This window comes from Marinobacter sp. MIT932201 (assembly GCF_047123295.1).
Lineage (GTDB): Bacteria > Pseudomonadota > Gammaproteobacteria > Pseudomonadales > Oleiphilaceae > Marinobacter > Marinobacter salsuginis.
Genome location: NZ_CP138917.1, coordinates 687491 through 706780, shown reverse-complemented (window position 1 = coordinate 706780; position 19290 = coordinate 687491). Strand labels below are relative to the sequence as shown.

Sequence of the window (19290 nt, the reverse complement as noted above, 5' to 3'; positions counted from 1 at the left end):
CAGAATGGAAGCCTGGATAGGGTTGATGTCGGGCACCAGCATGGATGGCATTGATGCCGTGCTGGTGTCTTTCCAGAACAACACCGTAACGATTCACGCCTCGCATACCACTCCCTACCCCGACCAGATTCGCCATCGCCTGCTTGCTGCCAGCCAGAATCAGGCTGCACCGGACGAGGTCGGTGAGCTGGACACCCTCGTCGGGACGCTGTTTTCCGAGGCCGCGAACGAAGTCATCCAAAAGTCAGGTTTTGACCCAACCGCGATTCGCGCCATTGGCAGCCATGGACAAACCATACGGCACCAACCCTCCGGCACGGCTCCTTTTTCAATCCAGATTGGGAATCCCTCCGTGGTTGCCGAAGCTACGAATGTCACGACGGTCGCCGACTTCCGGCGTAGGGATATGGCGGCGAAAGGCCAGGGGGCACCCTTGGTTCCTGCCTTCCACAAGGCCTTTTTCAGCTCGAATACGGAAAACCGCTGCATTCTGAATCTCGGTGGCATCGCCAACATCACCTGGCTCCCCGCCAGTGAAAACACGTCGGCCACCGGCTTCGACACCGGCCCGGCCAATGCACTGATGGACGCATGGTGCCTGGACCAGACAGGACTTCCTTTTGACAGCGATGGCCATTGGGCCTTCGAGGGCTCGGTCAACCAGGAACTTCTCGAAGACATGCTCTCTGATGCCTACTTTTCGAAGACGCCCCCGAAGAGCACCGGGAAAGAAAGGTTCAATCTTGATTGGGTCAGAACACTGGTAGGTCGCCATCCGGAGATTCCAGCGGAAGATATTCAAAGGACATTGCTGCAACTGACCGTTACGAGCGTCGTAGACCAACTGCCTGTGACCAGGGGCCTTCGGGTTTACGTTTGCGGAGGCGGGGCGCGAAATCCGCTTTTGATGGAAGAGCTGGGTAAGGCACTGCCCGAGGCCCAACTTTCACTGACCTCGGAACTGGGGCTAGACCCGCAGATGGTAGAGCCTGTGGCATTTGCATGGCTGGCAAAACAGGCGCTGGAAGGAAAACCCGGGAATCTCCCGGAAGTCACCGGAGCAGCCGGGCCACGCATTCTGGGCGCCATCTACCCCGCCTGACGTTTTCCGGATCAAATGGAGAAGGAACTGCCACAGCCGCAAGTGGAGCTGGCATTAGGGTTCTGGACCACGAACTGTGACCCTTGCAGGCCTTCCTGATAATCAATCGTGGCGCCCACCAGATACTGGTAACTCATCGGATCAACCAGCAGGAACACGCCATCACGCTCGATCACGGTGTCTTCTTCATCCTGGTTTTCATCAAACGAGAAGCCGTACTGAAATCCGGAGCAGCCACCACCTGTGACAAAGACGCGAAGTTTCAGTTCGGGGTTTTCCTCTTCCTCGATCAACTCACGTACTTTGGCAACGGCATTGTCACTGAAGAACAGCGGTGTCGCCATTTGTTGCTGAACTGCGCTCAAGTTCGCCTCCGGATATTCGTGAACGACTATGCGATTATGGTATTCCCGACTAAAACAATCAACTATTCGGACTTTCCACCATCGCCCGATGCCTCGGGCTCCGCTGTTTGATCACCGGCAGGAGCCTGTTTAGGGCCGGCACCGGCAGATTTGGCATCCTGGGAGAGCAGCCCGACGGGCTCCCGCTGATGAACCAGGTTGCCGTTCACCGAGGCGCCCATCGCCATCTCGATCAGGTTGTAGTAAACGCTGCCATTGATGGCCGCTTTTTCCGCCAGTTCAAGATGTGCCGATGCGTAGACATCACCATTTACCGTACCGTTAATGATGACGTGAGGCGCGTTGATGTCGCCCGTAACTTCGCCCACCTCCGAGACCCTCAGTACTGCATCTGTGCCCTCATCGGCAACCACCTTCCCGCGAATTCGGCCATCCACATGAAGCCCACCGCTGAAATGCACATCGCCTTCCACAGTCGTTCGTGAGGAAATAAGTGTGTCAAAGTGGCCAGTGGGCCGGCGCGGCTTCTGCTTTTTCTTGCCAAGCATGTCAGTTCTCCGTTAAATCGTCCCAGTTAAAGGTGCGCTCGGCTTGCGAGGATTTTCTTCCTTCCGCCTGGGCTACCACCTGGATTTCCAGCGGCTCAAATTCTTCCGGCAGTTTCAGGGAACCTTCGACGTCCTGAAAATACCGGAAACGGAATTTCACGCCGAGATCGGCTATGTCCTCCGAAAGGTCGCGCAGAGCGATGACCTCTTTCTCTTCATCACGCAAACCGATGACATTGACCGCTACGACACCTGAAATGTAGCTCTTGTTGTTGCCGACCTGAGTCAGCACCAACTTGAAGTCGTAGCTATCCTGATTACGGGTCGGAACCAGCGTGAAACTGTCAACCTGGAGGCCTTTGCTGGTCTCCGATGGCGCCATGATATTTTTATAAAATGTCAGGTCCGATTGCAGTGACACAATCCGGGTTTCCAGCTCGACAATGGTTTTGCGAGCCTGATTCAGGGCCTGCTCATCTATGACACGTCCTCGCTCCAGGTTGATCAGCTGTTGCCGGGCCTTGCGATAATCCTCTCGCAAGGCCTCGACTTCATCCTCCAACACCTGGTTTGACTCCTCAGCGCTGGAAAACCGGAAACCACCCTGAGCCAGGCCGGTTGCATATCCAGCGATTGCCGCAACAACGGTAAAAATCAGCAGGATGGCCGTTCTGCGCAGGCGATACCCGGGACGATGGCGAATAACGACATACTCTTCAGCCGGCTTTCGCTGTTCGCTCACGATCTTTCCCTGGGCATCAAGGCAGCAGCGCCGGGGCTTCAAGCCCCATGGTTTCTTTAAGGCCGAACATGATGTTCATATTCTGAACCGCCTGCCCTGCCGCGCCTTTCACCAGATTATCGATGACAGAAGAGACAATCACGATGTTGCTATGCTCCTGTCTGTGCAGCGCCATACGACACTGGTTTGCCCCGCGCACACTTCGGGTCTCCGGATGGCTACCAAACGGCATGACATCGACAAACGGCTCGTCCGCAAAGCGCTCCTCGAACAACGTCTGCAGCCGATCAAAATCGGCCGGGTTCTTCAGCTCCGCGTACAGCGTCGCCTCAATACCGCGGATCATTGGAATCAGATGGGGAACGAAGGTCACGCCCACATCACTTCCGGCCGCCCCGGACAGACCCTGGCGAATCTCTGGCAGATGGCGATGCCCTGAGGCGCCATAGGCCTTGAAGCTTTCACCAATCTCACCATGCAGCATACCAATCTTGCCCTGCCGGCCTGCGCCGCTGGCGCCGGATTTGGCGTCCGCGATCAGCCGGGCAGGATCCACCAGCCCCTTTTCCAGCAATGGGAGGAAGCCCAGCTGAACCGCTGTAGGATAACAACCGGGGTTGGCAACCAACTGGGCTGTCCGGATTTCATCTCGCACCACTTCCGGCAAACCATAAACCGCCTTTTCAGCCCATTCCGGACTTTCATGAGCCATCCCATACCAGTTGGCCCAAACATCAAGATCCTTAAGCCGGAAATCCGCAGAAAGATCCACCACACGCACGCCGGCCGACATCAGTTCCGGAACCATTCGCATGGCCACACCATGAGGCGTGGCGAAGAAAACCAGGTCGCAGGCTCCAAGCACGGCTACATCCGGCTCAGAAAACGCCAGGTCATAGTGGCCACGCAAATTCGGGTACATGTCCGCTACCGGCATGCCCGCCTCAGACCGGGAGGTAATACAGCTGACCGAAACTTCAGGGTGAACCGCGAGGATTCTCAGCAGTTCCACACCGGTGTAACCGGTGCCACCAACGATGCCTACTTTAATCACCATCTTCTCCAGCGACGTCGTATCAGAATTAATAGCTTTGACGCCGTAGTCTACCATGATAAACCAATGACTTATTGCAGCCCTCAAGGCGACCGTTACAATGTTGTCAGAATCTTTCTGACCGTCCATCCAAATCCACGGGAACTCTGGCCTCATGCAGAAAATCTGGCACCAGATTACCGAGCATCTGATTCCCGTTTTCCGGCGCCGATTGTCCGGTGTTGATGCATTGCCGCAACTGGCCGTGCTCGGCCTTCTCTCCGGGCTGTTTACCGGAGGCGTCATACTCGTATTCCGCCTGGCCATCGAGTGGCCGCTCGAACATTTCCTGCCGGGAGAGGGTTCCGAATCCTTCGAGGAACTGGACCTGCTGACCCGGGGGCTTCTCCCCCTGGCCGGCGCCCTGGGGCTGGGCTTGCTGATGCATCGGCTGGCTACCCACGACCGCAAGGTCGGGATCGTTCACGTTATGGAGCGTTTGAACTACCACCAGGGCTACATTTCCATGCGTAGCGCCCTGGTGCAGTTTATCTCGGGGGTGGCCACGGTGGTCAGCGGCCAATCGGCGGGGCGCGAGGGGCCGGCAGTGCACCTGGGTGCCGCCTTCTCGAGCCTGATGGGACAATGGATGCGCCTGCCGAACAACAGCATCCGGACACTCGTGGCCTGCGGCTGTGCGGCGGCCATTTCAGCGTCGTTCAACACGCCGATCTCCGGGGTTATTTTCGCCATGGAAGTGGTGATGATGGAATACACCATTGCGGGTTTCACGCCAATCATTCTGGCGGCCGTGAGCGCAGCGATTGTGACTCAGGCAGTGTATGGCGCGGAACCGGCCTTCAGCGTGCCGGCGCTGACCATGAACTCGCTGATGGAGATCCCCTGGATACTGGCCATTGCCGTCATTATCGGCATCGCCGCCGCGCTGTTTATCCAGTTGGTCGACACCATGGGCAAGCACCACCACCGTCCGGTTTTGTTGCGCATTACCATTGCGGGCCTTCTGATGGTGCCCTTCGCCATTTTCATTCCGGAAACCATGGGTATCGGGTACGACACCGTCAACGAAACCATTAACGGTGAGCTGGCGTTCTGGCTATTGCTGGGTGCTGGCGCCGCCAAGCTTGTCATTACCTCGCTTTCCATCGGCCTGGGCATGCCAAGCGGCGTGATTGGCCCGACGCTGTTCATGGGGGCAACCCTGGGCGGCGCCATGGGCCTGATCGGCGCACAGATTTTGCCGGAACACGCCTCGTCGGTTGGCTTTTACGCGATGCTCGGAATGGGCGCCATGATGGGGGCCGTGCTCCAGGCGCCACTCGCAGCCCTGATGGCACTCATGGAACTCACGCGGAACCCCAACATCATCCTTCCGGGCATGCTTATTATTACCACGTCGAGCCTGGTGACCAGCGAGGCCTTCGGCAAGAAATCGCTGTTCCTCACCATTCTCAAGAACCAGGGGCTGAGCTACCAGAATTCTCCCGTCATACAGGCCCTGCGCCGGGTGTCGGTCGGCGCCATCATGGATCGCAGCATCCTGCGTACTGAACGACACTTGACGGTGGAAGAGGCGCGTAAGGTCCTGAAATCGGAACCAAAGTGGCTGGTGGTTGAGGGCAGCAGCGGACCCACGGCACTGTTGCCGGCAGTCGACCTGGCGAGATATCTGGAAGACACGGAAAAACTGGTGGCCGACGAGGAAATCGAACCACCGGAGTCCATTGACCTGGTGGACATTCCCGCCAATCGTCGCGACGTTGCCCCGGTGCAGTACCAGGCCACTCTGGAGGAGGCCCTGGACCAGTTCGATGCAACCAATGCCGAGGCCCTTTACGTACAACGTCACGTGGCGCCAATGATCCAACGCGTTTATGGCGTGGTTCTGAAAGCCGATATCGAGAGTTACTACCAATACCGACGGAGCTGACGAATGCTGTGGGTGAAAGCCTTCCATATTATTTCACTGGTGTGCTGGTTCGCCGGCATCTTCTATCTGCCCAGACTGTTCGTCTACCATGCGGCTTGCGAGGACGAGCCCGGCCGTGAGCGCTTCAAGATCATGGAGCGGAAGCTGTACCGGGGCATTACCACACCTTCGATGATCGCAACCGTCGTCTTCGGTGTCTGGCTGATCAGTTACAATGCAACCGGCTATTTCAGCCAGGGCTGGATGCATGCGAAGCTGTTTCTGGTGGCCATTCTGATCATTTACCATTTTTACTGCGGGCACCTTGTAAAGGTCTTCCGGGACGACCAGAACACCAGAAGCCATGTGTTTTACCGCTGGTTCAATGAATTGCCGGTCCTGATCCTTCTGGCCGTCGTCATCCTGGCTGTTGTCAAACCGTTTTGAGGAGCTGAGTCATTAAACGCTATACCCGACCCCAGGTTCTGATTCTTTCCGGCCTCGACCCCTCCGGCGGCGCCGGCATCCAGGCCGACATTCAGGCAGTCACCTCGCTGGGCTGCCACCCCTTGCCCGTTCTGTCCTGCCTCACGGTTCAGGATACGCGCAACGTTTATGGCGCCGAGCCGGTCTCCGCCGAGCTGATTCGCCAGCAGCTCCGGTGCCTTGCTGACGATACCCCCATTCACGCCATCAAAACCGGCGCCCTGGGCAATGCGGCAGTGGTGGATGTGCTGGTGGATTTCATCCGTGAACACCCAGGCGTACCCGTGATTACCGATCCGGTGATCAAAGCTGCGGGTGGCGGCGACCTGGCCGATGACGAGCTGGTTAGCGCCATGAAAGAGAAGCTGTTTCCCCTGGCAGAAATGATTACGCCAAACGGTATTGAACTGGCGATGCTCGGGGGCAGCGATAACCCGGACCAGGCTGCCAACAACCTGTTGGAAAGCGGGTGCGAATCGGTATTGGCCACCGGCGGGCACGGCACCGGTGTTCACATTATCAACACCCTCTACAATCACGCACCTGACCCCATGCGATGGGAGGTCGAACGTATCGGCGGCGAGTACCATGGCACGGGCTGCACGCTGGCCGCGGCCATTGCGGCCGGAAGGGCCTCGGGCCTCTCTCCACGCGCGGCCATCTCGCAGGCCCAGAACTACGTCCATCGCGCCATACTCCACGCGCTGGACGTAGGCAAAGGCCAACCGGTACCGGACCGAGGGATTCTGTGGGAACGATGAGCAAAGGGCTTCGTCCGGGCCTCTACGCAATCACCGACAGCGTGCTCACACCACCCGAAACACTGATCGAATCGGTCGAGGCAGCGCTTCGCGGCGGTGCCGTCATGGTACAATATCGCGAGAAACACGCGCCAATGGCGGTACGACTTGCCCAGGCAAATGACCTGCAAGCTGTTTGCCGGAATGCCGGTGTGCCTTTGCTGATCAACGACGACCCGGATCTGGCAAAACGTGTGGGCGCTGCCGGCGTCCATATGGGGCAAACCGACGGCTCACTGGCAGCTGCCCGCGCGCTTCTCGGCGAGGAGGCGATTATCGGCATAACGTGCCACGCCGATCTGGCTTTGGCGCGCGCCGGGCTGGAAGCAGGCGCCGACTACCTGGCCTTCGGGCGCTTTTATACGTCTTCGACCAAACCCGGAGCACCGGCTGCAGCCCCAAGCGTGTTAACCGAAGCCAAGAGTTTCGGTCGCCCACTGACGGCCATTGGCGGCGTCACTGCAGAAAACGCAGAACCACTGATCCGCGCCGGGGCCGATATGCTTGCCGTGGTTGGTGGCCTGTTTGGCGGTACTGCCGACGAGATTGAGCTGCGAGCCAAAGCCTTCGAGCGCTTGTTCGCAAGCCATCACCCACTTTTTTCAATTCCCGAATAACAGGAGCCCAGATCCATGACGCACTCCGAAACCCTGTTTGAACAGGCCCAGAAATACATCCCCGGTGGCGTGAATTCTCCGGTCCGGGCGTTTCGCGGTGTCGGTGGTACGCCCATTTTCTTCAAGCACGCTCAGGGCGCCTACCTGTACGACGAAGACGATCAGCGCTACATCGATTACATCGGTTCCTGGGGCCCCATGATTCTTGGCCACGGTGACCAGCGCATCAAGGATGCCCTGCACGCTCAAGTGGATCTTGGCGTTGGCTATGGCGCACCCACAGCCCTCGAGACCGAAATGGCCAAGAAGGTTTGCGAACTGGTGCCCTCCATCGAACTGGTCCGCATGGTGAATTCAGGCACCGAGGCCACCATGAGCACCGTTCGGCTCGCCCGGGGCTACACCGGTCGCGACAAGATTGTAAAATTCGAGGGCTGTTACCATGGCCACGTGGACTCACTGTTGGTAAAGGCCGGTTCCGGCGCTCTCACCCTCGGCGTGCCGAACTCCCCGGGCATTCCCGCCAGCCTGGCCGAGCACACCATTACGCTTACCTATAACGACATGGACAGTGTCCGGGAGTGCTTCCGGGAGATGGGCGACCAGATCGCCGCGATTATCGTTGAGCCAGTGGCAGGTAACATGAACTGCATCCCGCCGGTTCCGGGCTTTCTGGAAGGACTGCGGGAAGTCTGCGACGAACACGGCACTGTATTGATCTTCGACGAGGTAATGACCGGGTTCCGGGTTTCCCTCGGTGGTGCCCAGGGGCTCTACGGCGTTACCCCGGACCTCACAGCACTTGGCAAGGTGATCGGTGGCGGCCTTCCGGTTGGCGCCTTTGGCGGAAAGCGGGAAATCATGGAGCACATCTCGCCACTCGGCCCGGTCTATCAGGCAGGTACCCTGAGCGGCAATCCCCTGGCCATGTGTGCCGGCCTGACCACGCTGAATGCGATCTCCGAACCCGGCTTCCATGACCGACTGACCGAGAAAACCAATGCCGTTCGCGATGGCCTGAAAGAAGCCGCCGATGCCTCCGGCATCCCGCTGACCGTACAGAGTGCCGGCGCGATGTTCGGGTTCTTCTTCACAGAGGAAAGTTCTGTCACCCGCTTTGACCAGGTAATGGCCTGTGATGTCGAGCGCTTCAAGAAGTTCTTCCAGGGCATGCTGAAGGAAGGTGTGTACCTCGCACCCTCGGCGTTTGAGGCCGGCTTCACCACGGCCGCGCTGTCAGAGCAGGACATCACCGACACCATCGCAGCGGCAAAAAAGGTCATGGCCACGCTCTGATCTTTCTGCTCATCTGACGGATGTTCCCGCAGGCGCAACATGTCCTGCGGGGCCATCCACGTGACAGGCATCACACTTCCACAGCGAACACACCTACCTGGCCTCTTGCGCCGTTGACTTCCCAGCCCTACTGATCAAATGTTGATCTAATCTCTACCGAGATGCTCTGACGGCACCAATCTAACAATGACAAGAACCTAGTCAGCGCACGGAAGCACTCGATCTGCCACCTTGCAGATGCAGTACGAGAAGACAGTCTCTGGAGCAACCCGTTAGGTTGAGCCGCAGTTTGAATAACAAACACAACATCAAACTGTAGGAACGACAATGAAACTCTGGATCCAAGCACTGGCCCTGGCCCTCACCGTGGCCTGGTCTGCCCCCTCTGCCGCCTGGTGGTGGGACTCTACTCCTTCAAACTACACAGATACCCGTTACCCCGTTGTACTGGTGCACGGAATGTTCGGCTTTGACTCCATTGCCGGCGTGGATTACTGGTACGGTGTTGCAGAAGATCTTCGTAAATACGGCGCCGATGTCTACACCACCCAGGTACCGGCCCTGGACAGCACCATCGCTCGCGGTGAAGCCCTGCTACCTCAGGTGCAGGCCATTGCCGCAGTGCACGGCAAGGTCAATCTGATTGGCCACAGCCACGGTGGCCCCACGGCCCGTTACATTGCCAGGGTACGGCCGGATCTGGTCGCCTCGGTGACGTCCGTTGGCTCGCCCCATAAAGGGTCGCCGGTCGCCGACCTTATCTACGGTTCCCCGGCCGAAAGCCTCGCAGCCAGTCTGGGTAATGCGCTGGGTGGGCTGATCGACCTGCTGTCCGGTGGCGGTTACAACCAGGATCTGCGCTCGAGCCTGCAGTCTCTGACCACCCAGGGCAGCGCCGAGTTCAACAATTTTGCCCCGGCCGGCATTCCCACCACCGCCTGTGGCGAAGGTGCCTACTCGGCTAACGGCGTCCGCTTCTACTCCTGGGGTGGAACCGGGGTTCTGACCAACGTACTGGATCCCTCCGACGCGCTTCTGGGCACCACCAGCCTCGCTTTCGGATTCAGCCAGAATGACGGCCTGGTGGGCCGCTGCAGTAGCCGGTTTGGCAAGGTAATCCGAGACAATTACTTCATGAACCATCTGGACGAAGTGAATCAGGCCCTGGGACTGCACAGCCTGTTCGAGACGGACCCGAAAGCGGTTTTCAAACAACACGCCAATCGTTTGAGGAACGCCGGACTGTAATGGGTAGCCCGCCTTCTGGCTTTGCGTTGCAGAGCTAGAAGGCCCCTTCCAAGGTCAACATCAGCGTCTGGCGCTGATAATCATACTGCGAAAGGCTGCTCCTGTTATCCCGAACCAGCCACTCGCCACGGACCAGCCAACGGCTGTCCAGGTTTTTTTCCACCAGCAATCCGACTTCCAGACGGTTATCCTCCCTACGACCACTCTCACCCGAGGTGGAGACCACTTGGTGGGCATCCTGGTATCGACTATGGCGAACCGTGCCAGTCGTGCCAAGAACCAGGTCAGGATGCCAGCGGTAGCGACCGGCAAACTCCAAGGTGTGATGGGTAGGAGAAACACTGACAAACTCATCGGCAGTTTGCAGATCCCGCCGGTCATTGATTTCCAGCGAGTATTCACCGTCGAACTGCCAGCCCCCTAAGTACTTCCTTGCGTGAACGCGTGCCCGATACCATTGGCCGTCATAGGCTTCGAACCCGGAGCCACCATTCACCGTCGCCGCTGCCAGGGATATTTCACACTGGTCCGGGGCAAACCCTGGCAAACACGTCCTCCAACGATAAAAACCTTCAATACCGTATCGGGTTTCAAGAGATTCATTGTCGAACCAGGATTTTACCAACGACACGAATGCACCACGCTCCCCGCCAACCCTGCTCTCGGACCAGCCCAGGCGTCCCTGTATGATCTGAGTATCGTATTCTTCGTGGGACGGGTGTTCACGAGAATAAACGGCTACGTCGAGAGTGATCCGGGATCGGGAATCGACCGGCCTTTCGTAGGTTCCAGCGGCCAGTGCTTCGAGAAAGCCTCCACCCTCGGTGGACACTGTATCCTCGGGCAAGCCTGCAATATTGGAATCGTAACCACCGGAAATGGCCAGATAGCCGCGAACGAGAGAGTCACTGGCCGACGCCGGAACTCCGCTATCGAGTTTATCCAGCTGGGTCAGGGCCAATGTCCGGATTTTGGCTGGGGCGCTCCCGGCCGAGGCCTGTTCGAACCAGTGACGGGCGTCCAGAGGTTTCTCCCTGGCAAGCGCAACCAGGCCGAGATTATAGCGCGCAAGAGCGCCATTGGAGCCGTCCAGCAATGTACGAAAGGCCGCTTCGGCGGCTGCATAATCGCCCAACTGATAACAAACAACACCGAGATTGTAGAAAAGAGAGGACGATTCCAGACCAGCATCAACAGCACTCTGAAAGTGCTGTTTGGCAACGTTCAGTTTACCTGCTTCGAAGGCTTCGACGCCGGCACGAAAATCCTCCATACCGACTTCTGCTTCAGCCGCCAGGAGAATCTCTGTGGGAAATAACAATAAACTCAGATACAGCGCGCGCCAAAATACCAGCAAACAGGTCTCTCCGGATTAATCCACGCAGCGGAGGACCGGTTACGTATCCGGCTTCAGCGATCCAGTCCTGGTGCATCCGGCAGCTCTGGGCGTTCCGGCCGCTCCGGCAACTCAGGCTTGCCCTCGATCAACTCCCGGGACTGCCTGGCTTTTTCAGACATGGACTCACCAAACTCGCGCCCCCTTTCTCGGGCCTCACTCGCCGCATCCAGACCCCGGGAGCCAGCATTGCCTGGATTCTCGGGGCTTTCGATAGCGCGGGGCAACTCGATTTCCCGCACCACGGAATCGGTGAGCTCTGCGTCGTCAGTTACCATACGCATGGTAACATCCAGATCCTCGTTGGCCAGCGCTGTTACCGGCATTAATAATCCGACCATCAGAAATCCGACCAGCTTGGCGCTCAATGCAAGTCTCTCTCTGATCATGACTCTGGATCCTCGGCGGTCTGCTGTGGGTAGTCTGGAATCGGGGCTCGGAACGTTTTCTGGCGATCTCCGGTCTCCAGTCGAGCCACCAGCTCGCCAGAACCCGGGAAAAGCAATTTCAACGGCAACGAAAGAACGTTCTCGCCCGCATCGAGGCTTACCTGCCAACTAAGCTGGTGCTGCCCCGGCCAGGAGGCCACCTCGACATTGGGCGGCAGTTCCAGAGTCAGCGTTACATTTTCCAGGGCTTCGCCGGAATGGAAGGCCAGACGCACGGTTTTCTCAACCGGCTCGGCAATCCCTGTTTCGGACTCATTCGCATCGCTTTGCGACAACGCGACGACAGGAGCATCTTCGTCAATAACGCTGCCCGGATTCAAAAAGATACCAAGGCCGATGCCCAGCGCCAGTGCCGCCGCGATGGCACCACCCAACGCACTGTGACTCCATCCAGAACCAGAACTGACGGTTCCTCGGGCAGAGCTCAAAACACGGCTGTGAAAGTCCGGGGAAGGCAAAGGAACGCTGAATTGCTCCTGCAACTCCCGTTTCAGGGTACGCTCTGAGACAAGCCTCTTACTGCACGCCGGGCAGGCAGCAACATGCTTCTGCACCCGCTCACTGGCAGCGGCGGTAAGCTCATCATTAATGTAGGCGGGCAGGTTCACCCGGATTTCGTTGCAGGACATTGTCTTCACCTCACTCCCCCACACGTCCGGCCGGCTCGGTTGGTTCCAGCTCACGCTGCAATTTCTTTCGCAGCGCGGCCCGACACCTGTGCAACCGCGATTTCACGGTTCCCAATGGAATGTCCAGCACCTCCGCGATGTCCTCCTGGCGCCAACCATCCACGTCATGCAGCAACAGAAGGGTTCGCTGATCGGGCGTCAGGGTCATCATCACCCGGTCCAATGCCGGTCCCAGGCGCGAGTGATCGAGCTGCAGGTCCGGGCCAACGCTGTCCGATTCCAGACTGTCCAGCCAGTCAGCCTGGCCCTCAGAGCCGATCAGCTCCGTCAACGGGCGATCACCCTGACGGTTCTTGCGCCGAACCTGGTCAATAAACTGTCTGTATACCACCCGGTTCAGCCAGGGCCGCAGCTGATCAACGCTTTCCAGCTCATCAAGCTTTGGGAATAGCTTGACCACAACATCCTGAACCAGATCCTCAGCATCCTGTTGTTGGCCGGCCAAACGGTAAGCAAACCGGTACATGGCGTCCAGATGAGGCTGCACCAGGGCGTCAAACCGCCGGGACTTGGAGGGCTTGAAAGGAAAGATTGCCAAAGCCGTTGTTTACCTGCGTGGGTTCATGCCAGCGGCGCAGTCTATATCAAGTTGCCGGGCCGATGCATTTGTCCGTTTCTCAAAGTGCTTCGCCAGTTCGATCTGCGTCATTAAGACACGTTAACAAAAAGTCTGGAACGATGCCGCTTGCCTGCTCGTGATAGGAGTGTTGGGTAGCGTTTCAAGCCGCTACGAAAATACAAATAAGCCTTGGAGGTTTATATGAAACGTTCGATCCGTCTTTTCACCGTGTCCGCTCTGGCTGCCGGTATTGCCGCGTGTGGCGGGGGTAGTGACGGCACTGGTACCGCCGACTCTACAGGTACAGTTAACGTAGGCTTAACCGATGCGCCGGTCGATAGCGCACAAGAGGTGAACATAGAGGTCGATGCATTGGTGCTGCAACACTCCAATGGTGAACGAAGCCGGTTCGAGTTCGACATGGCCGAGCCTGTGAACTTGTTGACCCTCACCGGTGGAACAGTAATGTCCCTGCTGGCCGATGAAGAGGTAGCTGCGGGCGATTATTCCTGGATGCGCCTGGAGCTCGGTGATGGAAATACCATTGTGATTGACGGTGGCGTATATGACCTGACAACCCCCTCAGCACGAGGCGTCCAAACGAGTGGCTTCATTGTGCCTGCAGGCGGCGAGATCAATCTCACCATCGACTTCGACGTCAGGAAATCGATAGTGAATCCCCAGAACAATCCTGACGTTTACAGACTCAAACCTGTAATTCGTCTGGTGGACAACTCCGAGGTAGGCACCATTGCCGGCACGGTTGCTGGAGAAGTTATCACCAATCAGTGCAGCGAAGAAAACGCGGGGTCAACCGACACCTTCAATGGCAGCGTGTATATCAACGAAGGCTTTGATGTTGAGCCTGATGACATTGGCAGCGACCAGGAACCGCTGGTTGCCGTACCGGTGAACTACGAGAACGACCAATATGTTTACACTGCTGCGTTCATACCGGAAGGTGAATATACAGTCTCGTATACCTGTGGAGACGATCAGATCGAAACGGCAGAGGGCGAACCTTCCGATGACGACCTCACCTTCATCATTGGTGACAGTCAGGCGACTGTAGAGAGCGGCGAGACCTATACAGTCAATTTCGAAGCCTCAACTCCCTAATGACCAGAATCGGGATAGGGGGGAGCCATGAGGCTCCACCCCTCCCACACCACCCGGCATGCGGGTCCGCACCGGGCGGTTCGAGACGTTGAGGGTTCACGAGAGTCTCGGCACTCCCAACCGGTCGAAGTAGGCAATCGTCAGGACATTGTGGATGGCAGAGCGACTGTTGTGCCACCAGCGGCGACTCAGAGCCGCCACAGATTCAGCCACCCAGGAACTGGCACCCAACCGGACCAGCTCCCGGTAGATCGTCTTACCCCGCCGCCACTGCCGGAGGTGGAGCATTCTCAGACGACGACGTATCCACTCATCCAGTGATCGCCAGATGCGTGGCGTTTGCGCCAGCCTGAAGTACCCTTTCCAGCCGAGCAGGTATCGGCGGAGTTGCTCTACCACCTGTTCAATACTGCGACCCCCTGATCCCCGGGTCAGTTGCCGGATCCGGAGCTTGAACGCCTGTAACGCCCTGGTGGATACCGCGCGTCGAACCTCAGCGTTCCTCCCTTGCCACAGGGCATAGCCGAGGAACTTGCGCCCGAACACGCTGGTCACCGCGCTCTTGGCTTCGTTAATCACCAGACGCAACTTTCCATAACAGCGGCGGAGTAACTGCATGACCCGTTCTCCCGCCTTGTGGCTGCGAACGTAGACGTTGCAGTCATCGGCGTAACGGGCGAAGCAGTGCCCCCGGCGTTCCAGCACTTTATCCACCTCGTCCAGCAGAACGTTGGCCAACAACGGCGACAATGGCCCGCCTTGCGGCGTGCCCTCGTGCCGATCCATGACCACACCACCGTCCATGATGCCCGCGTTCAGGTACGCACGAACCAGCCGGATAACGCCGGGGTCGTTTATGCGTTTCTTCAGGCGGTCGATCAGGATGTCGTGGTTGACCCGGTCGAAGAACTTCGACAGGTCGACGTCCACCACGATATGGCGGCCCTGTTGGGCGTAACGCTGCGCAGCCAACACGGCGTCGTGGGCCCGACGGCCCGGGCGGAAGCCGTAGCTGTGCTCGCTGAAGGTGGGATCAATCAGAGGTTGCAGCACTTGCAACAGTGCCTGTTGAATCAGACGATCAGTGACGGTGGGGATGCCCAGTTCCCGCTCACTGCCGTCCGGCTTCGGGATGCCTACCCGACGGACGGGCTGTGGTTGGTAGGCGCCGCTCAGCAGGTGCTGGCGAAGCTCAGGCCACGCCCATCGCAGGTGTTCCGCGGTTTGGGCAATGTCCAACCCGTCCACACCTGCCGCTCCCTTGTTGGCCTTCACGCGCTTCCATGCCCGCTGCATATTCTCTCGTGCGAACGCCTGCTCAAGCAGGCTTCGCCCTGCGCCTTCCGGTTCTTGTCGCGGGAGTCCTGCTTCATCGCTCATCGCCTTCGGCAAGGCTTCACCTGTCCGTTGCGCGATCCGCCCCGCTGGCGCGGGCATCTGATGCCGTACAGTGCTCATCGACAAGGCGTTTGACGCTCCTTCTCGTTCGGCCCTTCGCCCTGTGTTAGCGGTTACTATGGCCTCTGCTGACTTCTCGCTCCGTGTTGCCACGTCGCCCTTTCAGGCATGAGGCGAGATCTCCCCGGGTAAGAACACACTCCTTCGCCGCACAACCGCCGGATTTACACCACTTCGCCTTGGCCACAAGAGCTTCGCGGCTTTTGGCCCGCTCGCCCTGCTTGGCAGTGCCTCATATCCGATTCTTGTTCATCGGCTCACGGTTTACGCTCCACGCTTCCTCCCCACGGTCGGTCACCCTTCCGCAGTTGCGCTTCACTTCGTTCGCTGTGGCCAGCTCACGGGAGGACTTGCACCTCCAGGAGTGCGCCCATGCCGGGCGCACCAAAAAAGAGGGGCATCAGCCCCTCTTTTTTCATCACCGCATTTATAACGCCGCAGCCCTAGCCTCCGCCTGGTCCGCACCAGCGACATTCCCGCGAGCCCGGCGGATATCCGCCAGCAGCAACCATCCCGCTCGCTGCAGCCGGATATCACTGCCCGCCAGCGACAGCCCTTTCAGCGTGAACTGTTCGGCAGAGCCCAGCTGATTGCCAGCCACATAGGCTTCCGACAGCTTGAAATACACCTCGGCCGATCGAGGCGCAATACGTTGTGCACGCTCCAAACGGGCGATGGCGCCGGATACGTTACCCTGGGCCAGCAGCTGCTCGGCTTCACGCACCAGGCTGAGCGCGGCCGGCGAGAGGCCATCACCGGTTTCACGATAGCTTGGGGAACTGGAGCGGGAAGGCTCACGGGATTCCTGCGCCGCCTCCGGCTGTTCACTTTTGCGCCAGACCGGGGGTTCGCTCTCCTCGATGTCCGTACTGGTTCTTGGTGGCTCGGGCGCCTTGGCCGGCTCACCACCGACGGGCACATAGATTCCCCCGCCCGGTCCGGAGACACAGCCGGCCAGTGACAGCAGTGCGGTCATCAGGGCGGCCTTGAATGAAAATCGGTCAATCATTGAAACAGTCCTTCAAACCAGCCCCGGATCCGACGTTCCAGATTTCCGGAGCAGGAAATTGTTTGCGTGGGTTCGCTGCCGGCAATGTAAGGCAACAGCCGTGCATTGTCACAGTATTCGTCCGTCAGTGCCTGCCGTTCCGAATTCACCCAGTGATAGTTGACACCGTCTGGCACCACGGGCGAAAAACCATGCTGGGGAACCTGAGCCATAAACCTCGACCACACCGGCAGGGCGCCACTCGCCCCGGTCAGCGATGTGGGGCCATTATCATCGCGCCCAACCCAGGCGACCGCAAGCAGATCGCCACTAAAGCCGGCAAACCAGGAATCCCGGCCATCGTCGGTGGTGCCTGTTTTTCCGGCAAGGGTGAGTTCCTGGGGAACGGTGTAGTAAGCCGAGCGTCCCGTCCCCTCCTGCATGGTTTCCTGCATGGCGTATTGCACCAGGTGCACGGCTGCGGGATCAGCCACCTGTTCAACCTCAAGACTGTAACGGGATAACGCCTCACCGCCGGCATCCGTTACTTCCCGTATCGTGCGCAACGGGGTATTGAAGCCCGAGGTCGCCAGTCCCTGGTATATCTGGGCGACCGTCACCGGGCTCATAGACACCGACCCCAGGAGCATGGACGGGTAACGGGAAATGGGGGTATCCACGCCGAAGGCGGTCAGAGTCTCCCGCACTACGTCCACGCCGATATCCAGCCCCACGCGAACGGTCGGCAGGTTGTAGGAACGAGACAGAGCCTTATGCAAAGGCACTTCACCCCGCTCCTCGCCATCGTAGTTCTTGGGTTGCCAACGTTTACCGTCGTCGAACTCCAGAGTGAAGCTCTTGTCCAGCACCGGTGTGCTCAGGGTGTATCTTTCCGGTTCCTGCAAAGCAGACAGATAGATAAACGGCTTGATCAGAGATCCGATGGGGCGATTGGCATCCAGCGCCCGGTTGAATCCGGCGAATTGCGGATCCCGGCCACCGACAAGGGCCAGCACCTCGCCGGAATCCTTCGCGGTAACCACAAGTGTCGCCTCCAGGGCTTCCGAACTCTGGCCGCTGCCCAGCCTCGGGAGGGTCTCAGTTACTGCGTACTCTGCCGCGTACTGGATAGCGGGGTTCAGAGTGGTGAAGATTCGCAGTCCTTCACTGCGCAGATCCTCTTCCTTGTAGTCACGGGCCAGGTGCCGCCGCACAAGATCAATGTACGCGGGGTAGCGGTTTTCTGAGTAGGATGGGCGCTCACTGACCCCAAGGGGCAGGCCGCGGGCCCTCGCCGCGCGGCCGGGTTCAATCAGGCCCGCCTCTTCCATTTCAGAGATAACCAGATTCCGTCGCTCGGTTGCACGCTCGGGATGACGGCGCGGATTGTAATAACTGGGGCCTTTGACCATGCCCACCAGCAAAGCGATCTGGTGCACATCCAGATCCTTCAGGGATTCGCCAAAATAGAACTGACTGGCCAGGCCAAAACCATGAATGCTGCGTGTGCCGGCCTGCCCGAGGTAGACCTCGTTCAGATAGGTTTCCAGGATGTCGTCTTTTTCATAGTGCAACTCCAGCAATACCGACATCAGGGCTTCATTGGCCTTTCTCACCAGTGTCTGCTCGCGAGTCAGGAAGAAGTTCTTCACCAGCTGCTGGGTCAAGGTGCTGCCACCCTGGACGATGCGCCCGGCCTGGATGTTGGCCAGCATGGCCCGGCCGATGGAGAGAGGCGCGATACCGAAATGGTCGTAGAAATTGCGATCTTCCACCGCCATCAGTGTAGTGGGGAGCAACGCCGGCACCTCGTCCAGCTGAACCAGCACCCGATCTTCCTTGTGGGCTGGATAAATACCGCCAATCTGCGCTGGCTCCAGCCGGACGATCGGGGCGCTTTCTCCCTGAATCACCGAAAAGCCCTGAACGCGATCGCCCGAGACCGACAAAGAGATCCGGCGCCGGGGCTCATCACCGTCCGGGAACGAGAAGCCCCGGGTACTGATGACGAAGCGATGGCCACTGCGCTGGTAACTACCCGCTTTCTCGCCGTCCCCTTTTCGGAAACCAGAGAGGCTCAGTTCTCGCTCGAGCGCGCTGGCACTGACACTGGCCCCATCGAAAAGCTCAAGCGGGCGGGCATAGACGCGGGAAGGTACTTCAAAGCGCCGCCCCTCAAAACGTGACGTTACAACGGCATCCAGATACACCATCCAGCCGGCCAATAAAACGAGACCAATGGCACATAACCGGAACATGAAACGCCAGAACCACGGCCGACGGCCGTTGTTCGAAGAACGCCTGGAGGGCTTTCGCTTGGGACTGGAAGATGCTTTGGATTTTTTCATGGCGCGATTATAACGAAGGGAGCGGTAAGGAAGGCAGGCCATCCATGTGTTATTTCTGTAATCTGCCCGTTATGATAGGGCAAGAAAAATCAATGGGTTCAGGGAACGCGAGGAGAA

General features: G+C 58.5%; 19 protein-coding genes. 8 read left to right on the top strand and 11 right to left on the bottom strand.

What is annotated here, in order from left to right; genetic code table 11:
* Positions 1-4: 4 nt before the first annotated feature.
* A complete protein-coding gene (locus SIC15_RS03210) occupies positions 5-1102 on the top strand; it encodes an anhydro-N-acetylmuramic acid kinase (RefSeq protein WP_412537071.1) in 1098 nt (365 codons plus the stop codon).
* Positions 1103-1113: 11 nt separating this feature from the next.
* Here the strand turns inward: SIC15_RS03210 and erpA are convergent, their stop codons facing one another.
* The 4 genes from erpA to argC all read right to left on the bottom strand — a co-directional run bounded on the left by erpA (position 1114) and on the right by argC (position 3811).
* Positions 1114-1446: an iron-sulfur cluster insertion protein ErpA gene (gene erpA / locus SIC15_RS03205; RefSeq protein ID WP_205632679.1), complete on the bottom strand. Its 333-nt coding sequence runs from the start codon at positions 1444-1446 to the stop codon at positions 1114-1116.
* Between the two features lie 83 nt (positions 1447-1529).
* Entirely contained in the window at positions 1530-2015 is a 486-nt protein-coding gene (locus tag SIC15_RS03200; RefSeq protein WP_305967289.1) for a bactofilin family protein, read from the bottom strand.
* 1 nt (position 2016) lies between these two features.
* Positions 2017-2757 carry a DUF6776 family protein gene (locus tag SIC15_RS03195; protein ID WP_069184836.1) on the bottom strand — a complete coding sequence of 247 codons (741 nt, stop codon included), beginning with the start codon at positions 2755-2757 and terminating at the stop codon, positions 2017-2019.
* 16 nt (positions 2758-2773) lie between these two features.
* Complete coding sequence (gene argC / locus SIC15_RS03190) at positions 2774-3811, bottom strand: N-acetyl-gamma-glutamyl-phosphate reductase (RefSeq protein ID WP_209400845.1); 1038 nt, start codon at positions 3809-3811, stop codon at positions 2774-2776.
* 154 nt (positions 3812-3965) lie between these two features.
* Between argC and SIC15_RS03185 the strand changes: the two genes are divergently transcribed.
* From SIC15_RS03185 to SIC15_RS03160, 6 genes are all read left to right on the top strand, one after another.
* Positions 3966-5741, top strand: coding sequence for a chloride channel protein (locus SIC15_RS03185; RefSeq protein ID WP_412537070.1), 1776 nt, complete (start codon positions 3966-3968; stop codon positions 5739-5741).
* 3 nt (positions 5742-5744) lie between these two features.
* Positions 5745-6167, top strand: a complete 423-nt coding sequence (hemJ, locus tag SIC15_RS03180; RefSeq protein WP_136631325.1) for a protoporphyrinogen oxidase HemJ — start codon at positions 5745-5747, stop codon at positions 6165-6167.
* Positions 6168-6208: 41 nt separating this feature from the next.
* Entirely contained in the window at positions 6209-6967 is a 759-nt protein-coding gene (thiD, locus tag SIC15_RS03175; RefSeq protein WP_153634909.1) for a bifunctional hydroxymethylpyrimidine kinase/phosphomethylpyrimidine kinase, read from the top strand.
* Complete coding sequence (gene thiE / locus SIC15_RS03170) at positions 6964-7623, top strand: thiamine phosphate synthase (protein WP_153634908.1); 660 nt, start codon at positions 6964-6966, stop codon at positions 7621-7623. Before thiD ends, thiE begins: the two co-directional genes overlap by 4 nt.
* Before the next feature lie 15 nt (positions 7624-7638).
* The gene (gene hemL / locus SIC15_RS03165; protein ID WP_209398996.1) at positions 7639-8919 is read left to right on the top strand and encodes a glutamate-1-semialdehyde 2,1-aminomutase; all 1281 of its coding nucleotides are present in this window, start codon (positions 7639-7641) and stop codon (positions 8917-8919) included.
* 327 nt (positions 8920-9246) lie between these two features.
* Positions 9247-10167 (top strand): lipase family alpha/beta hydrolase, encoded by a 921-nt coding sequence (locus SIC15_RS03160; protein WP_064228558.1) that lies wholly within the window; start codon positions 9247-9249, stop codon positions 10165-10167.
* A 34-nt stretch (positions 10168-10201) separates the two neighbouring features.
* On the opposite strand, the gene SIC15_RS03155 is transcribed toward SIC15_RS03160, so the two are convergent.
* The 4 genes from SIC15_RS03155 to SIC15_RS03140 form a co-directional block, all read right to left on the bottom strand.
* A complete protein-coding gene (locus SIC15_RS03155) occupies positions 10202-11440 on the bottom strand; it encodes a tetratricopeptide repeat protein (protein WP_412537069.1) in 1239 nt (412 codons plus the stop codon).
* Positions 11441-11577: 137 nt separating this feature from the next.
* Positions 11578-11952: a hypothetical protein gene (locus tag SIC15_RS03150; protein ID WP_227549547.1), complete on the bottom strand. Its 375-nt coding sequence runs from the start codon at positions 11950-11952 to the stop codon at positions 11578-11580.
* Complete coding sequence (locus SIC15_RS03145) at positions 11949-12641, bottom strand: anti-sigma factor family protein (RefSeq protein WP_412537068.1); 693 nt, start codon at positions 12639-12641, stop codon at positions 11949-11951. Before SIC15_RS03145 ends, SIC15_RS03150 begins: the two co-directional genes overlap by 4 nt.
* A 10-nt stretch (positions 12642-12651) precedes the next feature.
* Positions 12652-13239 (bottom strand): RNA polymerase sigma factor, encoded by a 588-nt coding sequence (locus SIC15_RS03140; RefSeq protein ID WP_412537067.1) that lies wholly within the window; start codon positions 13237-13239, stop codon positions 12652-12654.
* Positions 13240-13461: 222 nt separating this feature from the next.
* On the opposite strand from SIC15_RS03140, the gene SIC15_RS03135 reads away from it, so the two are divergent.
* The gene (locus SIC15_RS03135; RefSeq protein ID WP_412537066.1) at positions 13462-14379 is read left to right on the top strand and encodes a DUF4382 domain-containing protein; all 918 of its coding nucleotides are present in this window, start codon (positions 13462-13464) and stop codon (positions 14377-14379) included.
* A gap of 96 nt (positions 14380-14475) precedes the next feature.
* On the opposite strand, the gene ltrA is transcribed toward SIC15_RS03135, so the two are convergent.
* From ltrA to mrcB, 3 genes are all read right to left on the bottom strand, one after another.
* A complete protein-coding gene (gene ltrA, locus SIC15_RS03130; RefSeq protein WP_053115127.1) occupies positions 14476-15843 on the bottom strand; it encodes a group II intron reverse transcriptase/maturase in 1368 nt (455 codons plus the stop codon).
* 421 nt (positions 15844-16264) lie between these two features.
* Entirely contained in the window at positions 16265-16846 is a 582-nt protein-coding gene (locus SIC15_RS03125) for a tetratricopeptide repeat protein (protein WP_412537065.1), read from the bottom strand.
* A complete protein-coding gene (mrcB, locus tag SIC15_RS03120; RefSeq protein WP_412537064.1) occupies positions 16843-19083 on the bottom strand; it encodes a penicillin-binding protein 1B in 2241 nt (746 codons plus the stop codon). The genes SIC15_RS03125 and mrcB overlap by 4 nt, the downstream gene beginning before the upstream one ends.
* Positions 19084-19290 lie beyond the last annotated feature (207 nt).